Origin of the sequence: Cupriavidus sp. KB_39 (assembly GCF_052114485.1) — a bacterium.
Lineage (GTDB): Bacteria > Pseudomonadota > Gammaproteobacteria > Burkholderiales > Burkholderiaceae > Cupriavidus.
Genome location: NZ_JBFREV010000001.1, coordinates 153,744 through 168,086, shown reverse-complemented (window position 1 = coordinate 168,086; position 14,343 = coordinate 153,744). Strand labels below are relative to the sequence as shown.

General features: G+C 69.1%; 11 protein-coding genes. 3 read left to right on the top strand and 8 right to left on the bottom strand.

The features are described 5' to 3' along the window. Positions 1–21: 21 nt before the first annotated feature. The 8 genes from AB4Z27_RS00730 to AB4Z27_RS00695 all read right to left on the bottom strand — a co-directional run bounded on the left by AB4Z27_RS00730 (position 22) and on the right by AB4Z27_RS00695 (position 9,937). Positions 22–1,302: a flavin-dependent oxidoreductase gene (locus AB4Z27_RS00730; RefSeq protein ID WP_441643761.1), complete on the bottom strand. Its 1,281-nt coding sequence runs from the start codon at positions 1,300–1,302 to the stop codon at positions 22–24. Between the two features lie 120 nt (positions 1,303–1,422). Further along, complete coding sequence (locus tag AB4Z27_RS00725) at positions 1,423–2,469, bottom strand: DUF2955 domain-containing protein (protein ID WP_092294595.1); 1,047 nt, start codon at positions 2,467–2,469, stop codon at positions 1,423–1,425. A gap of 16 nt (positions 2,470–2,485) precedes the next feature. Further along, entirely contained in the window at positions 2,486–3,616 is a 1,131-nt protein-coding gene (locus AB4Z27_RS00720; protein WP_092294596.1) for an HlyD family secretion protein, read from the bottom strand. Continuing rightward, positions 3,613–5,142, bottom strand: a complete 1,530-nt coding sequence (locus tag AB4Z27_RS00715) for an efflux transporter outer membrane subunit (RefSeq protein WP_441643760.1) — start codon at positions 5,140–5,142, stop codon at positions 3,613–3,615. Before AB4Z27_RS00715 ends, AB4Z27_RS00720 begins: the two co-directional genes overlap by 4 nt. Before the next feature lie 17 nt (positions 5,143–5,159). Then, positions 5,160–6,329: an AI-2E family transporter gene (locus AB4Z27_RS00710; protein WP_092294600.1), complete on the bottom strand. Its 1,170-nt coding sequence runs from the start codon at positions 6,327–6,329 to the stop codon at positions 5,160–5,162. 220 nt (positions 6,330–6,549) lie between these two features. Next, a complete protein-coding gene (locus tag AB4Z27_RS00705; protein WP_441643759.1) occupies positions 6,550–7,665 on the bottom strand; it encodes a porin in 1,116 nt (371 codons plus the stop codon). A 46-nt stretch (positions 7,666–7,711) separates the two neighbouring features. Beyond that, on the bottom strand, positions 7,712–8,761 hold the full coding sequence (locus AB4Z27_RS00700; RefSeq protein ID WP_092294604.1) for an amidohydrolase family protein: 1,050 nt from the start codon (positions 8,759–8,761) through the stop codon (positions 7,712–7,714). A 27-nt stretch (positions 8,762–8,788) separates the two neighbouring features. Beyond that, complete coding sequence (locus AB4Z27_RS00695) at positions 8,789–9,937, bottom strand: 4-oxalomesaconate tautomerase (protein WP_441643758.1); 1,149 nt, start codon at positions 9,935–9,937, stop codon at positions 8,789–8,791. Positions 9,938–10,091: 154 nt separating this feature from the next. Here AB4Z27_RS00695 and AB4Z27_RS00690 point away from each other — a divergent pair, with 154 nt between their 5' ends. From AB4Z27_RS00690 to AB4Z27_RS00680, 3 genes are all read left to right on the top strand, one after another. Beyond that, a complete protein-coding gene (locus AB4Z27_RS00690) occupies positions 10,092–11,306 on the top strand; it encodes a LysR family transcriptional regulator (protein ID WP_441643757.1) in 1,215 nt (404 codons plus the stop codon). Between the two features lie 234 nt (positions 11,307–11,540). Continuing rightward, a complete protein-coding gene (locus AB4Z27_RS00685) occupies positions 11,541–12,869 on the top strand; it encodes an MFS transporter (protein WP_092294609.1) in 1,329 nt (442 codons plus the stop codon). Positions 12,870–12,878: 9 nt separating this feature from the next. After that, positions 12,879–14,204, top strand: coding sequence for a gallate dioxygenase (locus AB4Z27_RS00680; RefSeq protein ID WP_092294610.1), 1,326 nt, complete (start codon positions 12,879–12,881; stop codon positions 14,202–14,204). Positions 14,205–14,343: the final 139 nt, after the last annotated feature.

The following is a 14,343-nucleotide window of genomic DNA, read 5'->3' as shown; positions in this document are numbered from 1 at the left end:
TCTCCCTGTTTTGTTGTGATGTCAGGCGCGCGGGGCGTCGGCCTGGAGTTGCTGCTGGCCGAAGCCGGCCAGGTTCTTGTAGCGCTGGGCGATGGCCTCCAGCTCGGCGCGCGGAATCACCGCATCGATCTGGGAAAACCCCTGCGGCGCGCGCTCCTCGGCCATCTGCATGACCTGCTCGGGGCCGTTCATCCGGTTGCGCAGCACGATGCCGGCGGTGCGCGGCAGCCGTTCCGCCTCGTACTCGCGCAGCGCGTAGTCCAGGTCGGCGTGGCCGAGCAGGCAGTCGGTCAGGTAGCGGGCATCGACAATCGCCTGGGCGCTGCCGTTGGAGCCGATCGGGTACATCGGATGCGCCGCATCACCCAGCAGCGTCACGCSGCCGAAGGTCCAGCGCGGCAGGCAGTCCTTGTCCACCATCGGGAACTCGTAGATGGCCGGCGCGCCGTCGATCAGCGCGGGAATGTCGATCCAGTCCCAGCGCCAGTCGGCAAAGGCGTCGCGGAACACGGATTTGTCCACCTCACGGTTCCAGTCGCTGCGCGGCGGCTCGTCCGGGTAGCTGTCCGGCACGCGCAGCTCGGCAATCCAGTTGATCAGCGAGCGGCCCTGCCGGTGCAGCGGTGCGGAGATCGGATAGGCGACGAACTTCTGGTCCTGATGGCCGGCCATGAACATCGAACGCCCATCGAGGTAGGGCGCGGCCTCSGTGGTGGCGCGCCAGAGCAGGCGGCGGGAGAAGCGCGGTGCGTCGCCGGTCGGATAGAAGTGCCGGCGCACGGCCGAGTGGATGCCGTCGGCGCCCACCAGCACGTCGGCGTCGGCCTCGACGGTGGCGCCGTCGCTGCGGCGCCGCAGCACGAAGCGCGCGCGCTCGCCCGCCTTGCCGCCGCCCACCGAGGCGATGGATTCGATCGCATGGCCGGTATGCACCCGGTCCGCGCCCAGCCGCTGCACCGCCGTCTCGTACAGCAACATCTGGAACTGCCCGCGATGCACCGAGAACTGCGGCCAGGCATAGCCAGCGGCCATGCCGCGCGGCTCGTGCCAGATCTGCTGCCCGAGCTTGTTGTAGTAGGAAAGGGAGGATGTCTCGATGGCGATCTCGGCCAGCGCGTCCTGCAGCCCCAGCGCGGCGAGTTCCCGCACCGCATGCGGCAGCAGGTTGATGCCGACGCCAAGCGGGCGGATCTGCTCGCTGGCTTCCCAGACTTCCACATCCATGCCGTGCCGATGGCAGAGCAAGGCGAGCGTCAGCCCGCCAATGCCGCCGCCGGCGATGGCGATCTTCGGGGTCTTCATGGTCTCCTCCGCGGCCTTTTGTCCGGGCGTGGCGCGCCGGTGGCCGTTATCTGCGATGCCGAAATTGTTATGGAGTATAACTAAATGGCTCGCAAGTCCGGGGTGCCAGATCGCCCGTGTTTACCCGGGTGGCGGCGTGGCGGAGGGGTGCGCCTCGGCCTGCGCCCAGCGGCTGCGTTCGAGCCAGTAAACCATCCCCCACGCATACAGCGTGATGCCGATGAACAGCGCCATCCGCACGGCAAAGGCCGTGTAGACGTCCTTGCCGGCGGCGCTGTCCTGGATCGACTGGCCCAGCAGGATGATCAGCGTCACGAGGGTGTTGAGCCAGAACCCGGGCGTCAGCCGCGTGGGGCTGAGCCGGTAGAGCTTGCGCGCCAGCAGCAGCGCRAACAGCAGCATCCACAGGAAGAGCATCCACAGGTGCACGAACAGGCTCAGCGCGCACCAGAACAGGATGGCCAGCACGCCGCCGAGCAGCGTGGAGCCGAGCAGTTCGCGCCCGGCGTCGCGCGCGGTGGTCGTGCAGGTCTGCCGGCCCAGGCTCACGGCCTTCATCAACACCGGGGTATAGCCAGACGGGTCGGTCAGCGCCAGCAGGAACGCGGGCATCACCACCAGCGCGGCGCGCAGGGCAATCCACGTGGCCTGTAGTTCGGGCAGCGCAGCGGGCTTGGGCGCCGCCGCGCCGCCGGCCTCCGGAAACAGCCAGTGGCAGAGCGCCAGCACCGCCACCGCCATCAGCATGCCCTTGGCCAGCGCGCTGACCACCTCCAGCGCCAGGCTGAACTCGAATACGCCGGCGGAGGGAATCAAGGTGAGGCCGACGGCGAGGAAGGTCCCCACGAGGTTGCTCCCGCCGCGCAGGCCATAGCGGAAGGTGACGAACAGCCCCAGCGCGACCACCAGCACGCCGCTGAACGGCGCGTACTGCAACAGGGGAATCAGCAGCAGGCCCACGCCGGTGGTCAGCATGACCAGTAGCGTCAGCGCCACGCCGGCCTTCCAGGACAGCGGCTGGTTGACCATCGCCAGCAGGAAGGCGCACAGCACGGGCGCGAGCATCGGCACGGGCAGCGCCAGCCCGAAGCTGATCGCCATGCACAGCGCCGTGCCGAACGCCAGCCGGATGGGACGTTGCTGCCGGGGTGGGCGGGCGAGAGGCATGGCGGCGCGTGGGCGATCAATAGATGTAGGACAGCCAGCTCATCACGTAGAGGAACGCGCGGCCCAGCGGATTGAGCGGATTGCCCTGCGTGGGGAAGGCCATGACTTCGGCCTGGCCGCCGATGCGGATGCCGGTCAGTCCACGCAGCTCCGCCGTATCCAGTTCGATGACCACCGGGAAGCGCTGCGCCGGACGCAGCCAGTCGCGGCTGTTCTGCACCGTGGGCAGGGTGCCGGGCGGGGCGGGCTGCCCGACACTGACGCCATAGCCGACGCTGCGCACGCGGCCTTCGAAGATGCGCCCCGGCAGGGCGTCGAGCACCACCGACACCGGCGTGCCGGGCTGCACATGGCCGAGGTTGTTCTCGGTCATCTCGGCCGTGACCCAGATGTCGTGGATCGTGATCAGCGTCATCACCGGGTTGCCGGCGGCGGCGAACTGGCCGGTATCGGTGCGCAGGTCCGTCACCAGCCCGGCGGAACGCGCGCGCACCTGGGTGTTCGACAGGTCGAGTTCGGCCTTCTCCACCGCGCCCGCCGCGCTGCGCAGCTTGGCGTTGTCTTCCGCGCTGCCGCCTTCCTGCTCGATGGCGCGCTGCACCTCGGCGCGGGACGCCGCCACCTTGCTGGTGGCCTGTTCCAGATCGGCACGGGCGATTTCGAGCCGGCGCAGCGAGATGGTGCCGGCGTCCTCCCGATAGAGCCGTTCGAGCCGGTCGCTGTCCTGCCGCGCCTTGACCTCCAGCGCCTGCGCGGCGCGCAGCGAGGCGCGCGCCGATTCGATGCCGGCCGTGCTGGCCCCGATCTGCCGGCGCGTGGCCTCCAGGTCCGCACGGGCGCGGTCCACGGCAATCCGATATTGCCCCGGGTCCACCTCGAACAGCATGGCGCCGGCCTGCACGTCCTGGTTGTTGCGCACATGCACGCGCGTGACGCGGCCGGACACCTCCGAGGCCACCGGCACGATGAACGCCTGGATCCGCGCCTGCTGGGTGTAGGGAGTGAGCCGGTCGGCGAGCAGGTACCAGACCAGGCTGATCACGATCAGCACGACGACCCAGCGGATGCCCTTGCGCGCCGGATCGGCGGGCGGAGGCGGAGCGGTTGGCGAGGTCGGCGGGGGTGGGGCCTGCGTGGTGTCTGTCATGGGGCGGCACCGGTGGGTACGCGGCGCGGTTCGTCGAGCAGCACGCCCCAGTCGGTGCGCTGCTGCATCTGGGTGCGCGTGGCGGCGTCCACGAGCATCTGGTCCGTGTGCCAGCCGCCGCCGAGCGCCTTGTACAGCGCGATCAGGTTCGACACGGCGCTGCCGCGGTTGACCAGATAGGTGTCCTGCTGGGCCGACAGCGCGCGCTGCGCGTCGAGCACGCGCTGGAAATCGGAATAGCCCTCGCGGTACAGCGCATTGGCCAGCGTCAGCGAGCGCCGCGCCGAAATGGCCGCATCGCGCAGGATCACGTCCCGCTCGAACGCCTTGATCAGCCCGCTCGCCGCGTCGTCGGCCTCGCGCGCGGCCTGCCGCACGCTCTCCTGGTAGGCCACGATCAGTTGCTGGAGCCGCGCGTCCTGCATCCGCACGTTGTTGCGGATGCGTCCGTAGTCGAATACGTTCCAGCGCAGGCTCGGCCCACCCAGCAGCGTGAAGTTGTTGGGCGTGCCGCCGAGCGTGCTGGCGGACCAGCCGATGCTGCCGATCAGCGTCAGCGACGGATAGAGGTCCGCCAGCGCCACGCCAATCAGCGCCGACTGCGCGGCGATCTGCCATTCGGCGGCGCGCACGTCGGGCCGGCGCAGCAGCAGGTTGGCGGGCACGTCCTGCAGCACGGCGCGGCCGATCAGCGGCAGCTCGCCCTCGTGCGCGGCCAGCTCCGGCAGGTTCGGCAGCRTGCCGGGCGGGCGGCCGATCAGCACGGCCAGCGCGTTGCGCGTGCGCAGGATCTGGCCTTCGAATTCGGGGATGGTGCTCAGGGTGCCGAGGTACTGGGTGCGCGCCTGCTGCAGGTCCAGTTCGTCGGTCTGGCCGCTGCGGAACAGCTTCTCGGTGATYTCGAAGCTGCGATGCTGCAGCGCCGCGTTGTCCCGCGCGATGCGCAGGCGCGCTTCGGCCGTGCGCAGCGCGTAGTAGGTCTCGGCCATCTGCGCGTGGAGCAGGACCAGCACATCGTCACGATTGGCCTGCGCGGCGAAGTAGGCGGCATCGGCGGACTCGATGGCGCGCGCGAAGCGTCCCCAGAAGTCCAGTTCCCAGCCGATATCGAAGTTGGCGCTGTACTGCCAGAAGCGGCTGTTGGCGGGATTTCGGCCGCCGGACTGGCGGCGGTCCGTGTACAGCACGTCGGCGCCCACCTGCTGCACCTGCGGAAAGCGGCCAGCCTGCGCGATGCCAAGCTGGGCGCGCGCCTCCAGCACGCGCAGGCCGGCGATCTGAAGCCCGGCATTGTGGGCATCGGCCTCGGCCATAAGCCGTTCGAGCGCCGGGTCGGCAAAGACCTGCCACCACTCGCGGAGGTCAGGCTGCGCGCCGGTTTCCGTGACCGTGTCGATGGCCTCGCTGCGCCAAGTCGCGGTCCAGTCCTCGCGCTGCGGCGTCATGTCGGGGCCCAGCCGCGCGCAGCCGTGCAGGCAACAGACGCCAAGCAGCACCAGATGCCTTGTGCGGAGCGGGCCGGGCATGGACGCGCACGTCCGCGTCAGGCCCGCGGGATCTCTACGGGGGCAACGGTGGGTGTGCCAGGTGCGCCGGGCAGGGGCGCGCCGGACACCACCTCGATGGCCACGGGCTCGCTGGCCACGGGCGGCTCTTCTACCCACAGCCAGAACAGCCGATAGCCTACGGACAGCATCACGGGGCCGATGAACAGGCCGATGACGCCTCCGGTGACCATGCCGCCCAAGGCGCCGATCAGCACCACGGGCATCGGCACATCCACGCCACGCCCGAGCATCAGTGGCTTGAGCACGTTGTCGGCCAGCCCGGCAATGAACTCGTAGATCGCGAAGGTAATGGTCGCCACGTTCGGCCCTTCCTTGTAGAGCACGTAGGCGATCACGGGCAGGGTGATCAGCGTGGCCGGCAACTGCATGATGCCCAGGAGCAGCACCACCAGCGCCAGCACCCCGGCGCCCGGCACGCCCTTCATGATGAAGCCGATGCCGATCAGCAGCATCTGGATGAAGGCGATGCCCACCACGCCCTGCGCCACGGCGCGGATGGTGGCGGTGCACAGCGCGGCGATGCGCGGCCCACGGTCCAGCCCGAAGATGCGCGAGGCGATCTGCTCCGAGCTGCGGTGTCCTGTCTCGCCATAGGCCATGATCACGCCGGCAATGATCAGCGCGAAGATGAACACCAGCATGGCCACACCCAGCCCGGCCAGCTTGCCCAGCAGCAGCAGGCTCGTGTCGCGCAACTCGGGCAGGAACTTCTGCACCAGGCTGGTCATGTCGGTGGCGGCCTGCATCCAGACATCGTGCAGGCGCTGACCGATCAGCGGCCAGCCGGCCACGAAGTCCGGCGGCTGCGGAATGCGCATGTTGCCGCCGCGCACGGCGTTCATGGCCTCCTCCGCTGACTGGAGCAGCGCGATCCCGAGCAGGTAGGCCGGCACCATGATCAACGCCAGCGAGAGCAGGACGATGAGCGTGGCCGCACGGCCGCTGCGGTTGCCCATGCGGGCGCGTAGCCGGACGTGTAGCGGATAGATCGTGATGGCGAGGATGACCGACCACAGGACGAGGTCGAGGAAGGGGTAGAAGATCCGGAAGCAGAACACCGAGAGCACGGCGATCAGGCCGGCCCGTATCAGCACGTCGAGCATGCCGCGGGAGAGCATCCGTTCCGAGAGGGGCGTAGGCAGCATCGTTGGTCTCCTGACAGGCCGCCGAGTGCAGTCTAGACCAGCGATCCGGCAGGTACAACCAGTGCGTCACCCTCCGCGAAAACAGTCACATCGGCCCGCCAAAGTATTCATTGGCTTTTTACTGCACTTTGGCCGGGACCAGGCTACGGAACCCCGCCCAAGGGGGCGGGGCCCGCATGCCGCTACCACTGTGGCTGCTATTTGCTACCGCTCTTGCACATCAGAATGTGTGCTTGACCCCCACCATTGCCCCGAGCTGGTTGCCGCCCGCCACCGGGTTGGCCCCGGTRGACGCGCTGTCGACGGACAGCGACAGCGAACCATGATTGTCGATATAGCCGCCCGTGGCATAGACGGACGTGCGCTTGGAGAACGCGTARCTGGCGCGCAGCGCGCCCAGCCAGGCCTTGTCGTTGCTGTGGCGGTACTGGAGATAGTAGCCCTCCGCCGCCAGCGTGACGGCCGGTGCGATGTCGTACGCCACGCCCGCGTAGAACAGGTTGCTGCGCGGGGCGGCCAGCGCCTCGTTGCGGCGGCCGATCCAGCCGAGGCCGGCCTTGGCCTTGCCGACCAGCATGTAGCCGCCCAGCGAGAGGCGGTCGTCCTTGAGKCCGCTCGAGGTCAGCCCGGCAAAGGCGCCGGGGCCGCCGCGCAGGGAATCGTATGCGGCGTGCACCGACCACCAGTTGGTCTCGTACATCAGCAGCGCCGACCATTCGCGGCACGCCTTGCTGTCCGCCGCGTTCTCGCCGGCGCAGTTGGCGCCGGAGGGGCTCGGGCCGGCGTTCACCGTATCGCGCCCGAAACTGTAGGTGGCGCCCACCGTGAAGCCGCCGAACTTGCCCTTGTAGGCGATCGTATTATCGGCGCGCGTATTGGGGAGATAGTTGTCGAGCGAGCTGGAGCCGTAGGCGTTCGGCCCGAGGATGTCCGAGTCCAGCGTGGCCCAGAACAGCATGGTGTACTGGCGGCCGAAGCTGACCTGCCCCCAGTTGCTGGAGAGACCCACCCACGCCTGCCGGCCGAACAGGCGGCCGCCCTGGTTGGAGGTGCCGCTGTCCGGCGCGAAGCCGGACTCCAGCACGAAGTTGGCCTTCATGCCGCTGCCGAGGTCCTCCGTGCCGCGCAGGCCCCAGCGGGACGGCACCGTGCCGCTCAGGTTGGCCATCTTGACGACGGAGTTGCCGGCCGCGCCGACGTGGTTGAYGTACTCGACCCCGGTGTCGACCACCCCGTACAAGGTGACGGATTGTGCACTCGTCACCGCCGGCACGCCGGCCGCCAGCGCAAGCGCCGCTGCCGCCGTTCTTCGTTTTCCCAGTTTTCCCAGTTTCATGCTTCTCCTCCTTATGTTTTTTTTAAGGCTCGTGTGAAAGATCGTTCTAGCTGGCCGTGCGCTGCTCCCTGGCCTGCTCTTTGGCCTTGAGTTGGGCATCCAGCCGCCCGTAGACCCGCCGCGCGTTGCCTTCGTAGATCAGCTGGCGCTCGGCGTCGGTCAGCGCGGCCTGGTCGATGTAGCGGCGCGTGTCGTCGTAGTAGTGGCCGGTCTCCGGATCGATGCCGCGCACGGCGCCGATCATCTCGGAGGCAAACAGCACGTTCTCGACCGGCATCACCCGCGTCAGCAGGTCGATGCCGGGCTGGTGGTAGACGCAGGTATCGAAGAACACGTTGTTGAGCAGGTGCTCGCGCAGCGGTGGCAGCTTCATCTCCTGCGCCAGCCCCCGGAAGCGCCCCCAGTGGTAGGGCACCGCGCCGCCGCCGTGCGGAATCACGAACTTCAGGGTCGGGAAGCGCCGGAACAGGTCGCTGGTCAGCACCTGCATGAAGGCCGTGGTGTCGGCGTTGAGGTAGTGCGCGCCGGTGGTGTGGAAGCAGGCGTTGCAGCTCGTGCTGACGTGGATCATCGCCGGCAGGTCGTACTCGACCAGCTTCTCGTAGATCGGGAACCAGTACGGGTCCGACAGCGGCGGCGAGGTCCAGTGGCCGCCCGAGGGATCCGGGTTCAGGTTCACGCCGACGAAGTTGTAGTCGCGCACGCAGCGTTCCAGCTCGGGAATGCAGGTGGCGATGTCCACGCCCGGCGACTGCGGCAGCATGGCCGCGCCGACGAAGTGATCGGGAAACAGCTGGCTGACCCGGTAACAGAGCGTGTTGCAGATGGCCGCCCAGGTGGCGCTGGTCTCGAAGGTGCCGATGTGGTGCGCCATGAACGAGGCGCGCGGGGAGAAGATCGTCAGGTCCAAGCCGCGCTCGCGCATCAGCCGCAGCTGGTTCTGGGCGATGGCCTCGGCCAGTTCGTCGTCGCTGATGTGCAGGGCGTCCGGCGAAGGCGCCAGCGCCGGCGCGGTCAGGCTGGCGATCTGGCGCTGGCGCCAGGCTTCGAGGGCTTTGGGTGCCGTGGTGAAATGGCCGTGGCAGTCGATGATCATGCGTTACAGGTCCAGTCCRAAATCCAGTCAGGGGAGGGGCCACGCGCTGGCGGGAATCAGCACCTCGCCGCGCATGATGGGACGCGCGGTACGCACCAGCGCGCTTCTGACGATCGACCCCGGGCGTGCCGGGTCGGTCTCGAGTTCTACGGTGAATTCGCCGGTCGGGTGCGCCACGCTGATGGTGTGGACCGGCCCGGCGCCGCGCAGCACGGCTACGCCCGCCGCGACGGTGCCCGGCAGCACGCAGGCGGTGCCGACAGTGATCGCGGCCAGCACGCCAATCGCCTCGTGGCAGACGCGGGGGATAAAGCAGCGCGTGGCGATGCTCGCGGCGGCGTCGCGCGGTGGCGCGATCAGGCACATCTTCGGATAGCTCTTGGCCGACACGTCCCCCAGGCCCATCCTCTCGCCGGCCACCAGCCGCAGCGCCTCGATCACCGCCTTGAGCGCGCTGTCGGCGTTCAGTTCGGCAACGGACTCGTAGGCGGTGCGCTGGAGATCGGCGGCGCGCAGCAGCACCATCGGCATGCCGTTGTCGATCAGCGTGGCGGCCACGCGAAGCGGCTCGCCGGTCTGCGGGTCGCGGATGGCGAGGGTGTCGATGGCGTTGCCGGTGGGCAGCAGCGCGCTGCACACCGAGCCGGCCGTGTCGAGGAAGTCGATCACGATGGGCGCGGCGGTGCCCGGCACACCATCGATATGGGCGTCGCCGGCATAGCGCGGCCTGCGGCCGGGCGTCTGCATGGTGATGTCGCACAGCATGCCGGTGTTGCGCGTCAGCACACGCGCGCGGGTCACGTCGCCTTCGGCGGCCAGCAGGCCGCTCTCCAGCGCGAACGGGAGCACCGCCGCGAGCATGTTGCCGCAGTTCGGCGTGGTGTCCACGGTGTCGTTGGCCGGCTGCAACTGGGCGAACGTGAAATCGAGGTCGGCCTGGCCGGGCTTGCCGCGCGTGACGATGCCGGCCTTGCTGGTCAGCGGATGTGCGCCGCCCAGGCCGTCGATCTGGCGCGGGTCGGGGCTGCCCATGGCGGCCAGCAGGGCGCGGTTGCGCGCGGCGATGTCGGCCGGCAGGTCGCTGGCGAGGAAGAACGGGCCGCGCGAGGTGCCGCCCCGCATCAGCATGCAGGGCACGGCGCGCAGATCCGAATCCAGGGTGAAAGCGTGCGTCATGGGCGGCGGGTTTCCGGGTACGACAAGGTGCAGCGAGTATCGGCGCGCACCCGGCGGGCTTGGTTGCGATGTCGCATGACAACTGTTCTAATCTGCTTATCGCGCCGGGYGCCAACCGGCCAACCGCCCCAGCCCTCCGCCCCGATCCGCCCCCATGCTCTCCACCGATACCGTCAGCCTGCATCACCTCCACGTCTTCGCCGGAGTCGCGGCGGCAGGGGGCGTGCGCCGTTCGTCGGAATCGCTGCACCGGGCCTCGTCGGCCATCGCCCGCTCCGTGGCCGCGCTGGAATCGGCGTTGGGCGTGGCGCTGTTCGAGCGCAAGGGGCGCGGCATGCTGCTGACGCGGGCGGGGGAGATCGTGCTGGTGCGGGCGCAGCATATCGAGGCCGCGCTGCGCGAGGTGCGCGACGACGCCATGCGCATGCGGGGCCGGCAGGGCGCCCCCGTGGCCAGCCTGGAAGCGCTGCACAATGAACGGCGCCTGGAGGTGGCCGCGCTGCTGGCGGAGGTGCACCACATGCCCAGCGTGGCGGCGGCCATCGGGGTGTCGCAGTCGGCGGTGAGCCAGGCGATTGCCCGGCTCGAGGATGCGCTGGGCCAGCAGATCTTCACGCGCACGGCGCGCGGCATGGTGCCGACCGACCACGGCGCGCGCTGGGTGGTGCGCTTCGAGCGCGCGCTGGCCGATYTGCGCCATATCCGCGCGGACATGGCGGCGCTGCAGGGCGTGCTGGAAGGCGCGGTGACCATCGGCGCGCTGCCGCTGGGGCGGACCCAACTGCTGCCGATGKCSATTGCCGAGGTCCACGGGCGGCATCCGAAGCTGCGCTTCCAGTCGCTGGAAAGCCCCTATGAGGAGTTGACGGCCGGCCTGCTCAGCGGCCGCATCGATTTCATCCTCGGCGCGCTGCGTCCGGACCCGTCGCAGGGGCTGGCCACGGAAGTGCTGTTCGAGGATCGCATCTCGCTGATYGCGCGCGCCGCGCATCCGCTGGCCAGCCGCAAGCGGCTTTCGCTCGACGATCTGGCGCCGTACCCGTGGGTGGTCTCGCGCGGCGGCTCGCCCTCGCGCCAGGCGCTGGACGACGTCTTCGCCGCCCACGGCCACCCCCTGCCGCAGCCGCTGGTGGAAACCGGCGACCTCGCCCTGGTGCGCGGCCTGCTGCTGCGYGGCGACATGGTCACCGCGCTGTCCGCGCTCCAGTTGCACTACGAGATCGAGGCCGGCTGGCTGCGCGTGCTGGACCTGCCGATGCCGGGCACCTCCCGGAACATCGGCATCACCACGCGGATGGGGGCGCGGCTCTCGCCTGGCGCCGACGCGCTGATCGCCCAGCTGCGGGCGTCCAGCGCCGTCTGGCGCTGAGGCGCCCGGCACACCCCTGGCACCTCGCCCGCCAACATCAGGGGTTCCCACACCCCCGTTTTCCCGTCCCGATAAGCAAACGGCAACGCGGCCCAAGTCAGAAAGCAATACTGCCCGGCCGCCCCAAACGTAGACTGCCGTTGCCGTGAGCCGCTGCGTCACGGCGGGCCGCGCCCGCGGCGATTAGACATCTCGATAACAAGAACCGCTGAGCGGTTTGCTGCAGGAGACGGCATGACAACCAGACAACGGCTCGATATCCGGGCCCATATCAACGAGCGAAAAATGTCGGGGTACCAGTGGCTGYTGCTGGTGCTGTGCTTCATGATCGTGGCCACCGATGGCATGGACGTGGCCATCATGGGCTTCCTGGCCCCGGACATCACCCGGGAGTGGGGCATCTCCAAGGCCGCCTTCGGCATGGTGATGAGCGCCGCCCCGATCGGCCTGGCCATCGGCGCGCTGCTGGTGGGGCCGATGTCGGACCGCTTCGGCCGCAAGAAGCTGCTGATTGGCTCCATCGCGCTGTTCGGSACCTTCAACCTGCTGAGCGGCTTTGCCGACAGCGTGGCGATGCTGTCCTTCCTGCGCTTCCTGACCGGCCTGGGCCTGGGTGCCGCCATGCCGAGCACCACCACGCTGCTCTCCGAGTATGTGCCGGAGCGCTCGCGCAGCATGCTGCTGGCCACCATGTTCACGGGCTTCAACCTCGGCTCGGCGCTGGTGGGCTTCGGCGCCGCCGCGCTGCTGCCGCACTACGGCTGGCGCACGGTGCTGATGGTGGGCGGCGCGATTCCGCTGGCCTGCCTGCCGATCTACCTGCTGCTGATTCCGGAGTCGGCGCGCTTCATGGTCGTGAAGAACATGTCGCCGGAGCGGATTGCGCGCACGCTGCGCCGTGTCTGCGGCAGCACCATCGCCCCGGACACGACGTTCACCATCAGCGAGGTCCAGGTCTCGGGCAAGCAGCCGGTGCGCACGCTGCTCTCCAACGCGTTCCGTGGCATGACGCTGTCGCTGTGGATCACCTACTTCATGGGCCTGCTGGTGATCTACCTGCTGAGCGGCTGGCTGCCCACGCTGATCAAGGACGCCGGCCTGCCGATCGACCGTGCCGCCAACCTCACCGCGCTGTTCCAGCTCGGCGGCACCGTTGGCGCGCTGGTGGTGGGCTTCCTGATGGACCGTATCACGCCGAGCCGCGTGATCGGCACCGCCTACGTGCTGGGCGCCGTGTTCATCCTGATGCTGGCCTCCGGCTCTGTGACCTCGGCCATGTTCGCGTTCTACGTGCTGATGGCCGGCTTCTGCATGAGCGGCGCGCAGACCGGCCTGAACGCCTTCGCCCCGTCCTGCTACCCGACCCCGGTGCGGGCAACCGGCGTAAGCTGGATGCTCGGTATCGGCCGCTTCGGCAGCATCACCGGCTCCATGGCGGGCGGCGTGCTGCTGTCCATGGGCTGGGGCTTCAGCGCGGTGATCGCCATCCTGGCGATTCCCGCCACCATGGCGGCGATCTCCATTGTTTCCACCAAGGCGCAGCCTCGCGCCGTGACTGCCTGACAGCTTGATATGGCCACCATCATCGGCGCGATTGCGTCCTCCCATACACCGACCATCGGCTTCGCCCTGGATGCAGGCAAGCAACAGGACCCCGCCTGGGCGCCCATTTTCGCGGCGTACGCGCCGGTGAGCACGTGGCTGGCCGAAGCCAGGCCCGACGTCCTGCTGGTCATCTACAACGACCACGTCACGTCGTTCTTCTTCGATCACTACTCGGCGTTCGCGCTGGGCGTGGGGGAGTCGTGGTCGCCGGCCGACGAGGGCGGCGGGCCGCGCGCGCTGCCGCCGGTCAGCGGGCATCCGGCGCTGGCGCGGCACGTTGGCGCGTCGCTGATGGCGGACGAGTTCGACATGTCGTTCTTCCAGCACAAGGCGCTGGATCACGGCTGCTTCTCGCCGCTGTCCGTGATGGTGCCGCACGACGCGGAGGCCGGCTGGCCGGTCAGCGTGATTCCGCTGCAGGTGGGCGTGCTGCAGGCCCCGGCGCCGTCCGCGCGCCGCTGCTACAAGCTTGGTCAGGCCATCCGCCGGGCGGTGGAGAGCTATCCGGAAGACCTGCGCGTGGCCGTGGTGGCCACCGGCGGGCTGTCGCACCAGGTGCATGGCGAGCGCTGCGGCTTTAACAACACCGCGTGGGACCACAAGTTCCTGGACCTGTTCGAGTCCGACCCGGAGGCGCTGCTTGAGCTGACCCATGCCGACTACGCGCGCCTGGGCGGTTTCGAGAGCGCCGAGGTGGTGATGTGGATGGTGATGCGCGGCGCGATGGCGGCCCGCATCGAATGCAAGCATCGCGACTACTACCTGCCGTCGATGACTGGCATCGCCGTAGCCGTCTACGAAAACCATGCCGCCGACGACCGCGCGATGCAGGAAGCCCGGGCCGAGCGCCAGCGCGAACGCATCGGCCACCAGCTACGCGGCATCGAGCAGCTGGAAGGCACCTACCCGTTCTCGCTGGAAACCAGCGTGCGCGCCTACCGCATCAACCGCTACCTGCACCAGCTGGTGCTGCCGGCGTTCCGCGAGCGTTTCCGGGCCGATCCGGCGGCCACGTTCGACGAAGCCGATCTCACCGCCGAGGAGCGCGACCTCATCACCCGGCGCGACTGGCGCGGCATGATCCACTACGGCGTGATCTTCTTCCTGCTGGAGAAGCTCGGCGCCGTCAGCGGGGTCTCGAACCTCCACATCTACGCGGCGATGCGCGGGCAATCGCTCGAAGACTTTCAGAAGACCCGCAACGCGCCCGGCGCGCTCTACTCGGTGAGCGGCGGGGCAGGCCAGGGCGCCGACTGGGCCGGGCAGGCTGCCGGCGGCCCGACGCCCAGGTAGATCGCCACCTAGCCGGCCCGCCGCGTCGCCCACGACGCGTGCGCGGCCCGTCATCCCTCTTCACGGTTTCCACTGCACTGTGCGCCCCGCGCGCACGGTGTGGCCTGTTGTCGTCCAAAAAGAGATGAGAAGGAGACTT

What these genes read in the sequence shown, in the direction of transcription:
- AB4Z27_RS00720 (WP_092294596.1), bottom strand. Translation starts at nt 3,616, where the DNA reads ATGACAGACACCACGCAGGCCCCACCCCCGCCGACCTCGCCAACCGCT.
- AB4Z27_RS00710 (WP_092294600.1), bottom strand. Translation starts at nt 6,329, where the DNA reads ATGCTGCCTACGCCCCTCTCGGAACGGATGCTCTCCCGCGGCATGCTC.
- AB4Z27_RS00700 (WP_092294604.1), bottom strand. Translation starts at nt 8,761, where the DNA reads ATGATCATCGACTGCCACGGCCATTTCACCACGGCACCCAAAGCCCTC.
- AB4Z27_RS00695 (WP_441643758.1), bottom strand. Translation starts at nt 9,937, where the DNA reads ATGACGCACGCTTTCACCCTGGATTCGGATCTGCGCGCCGTGCCCTGC.
- AB4Z27_RS00680 (WP_092294610.1), top strand. Translation starts at nt 12,879, where the DNA reads ATGGCCACCATCATCGGCGCGATTGCGTCCTCCCATACACCGACCATC.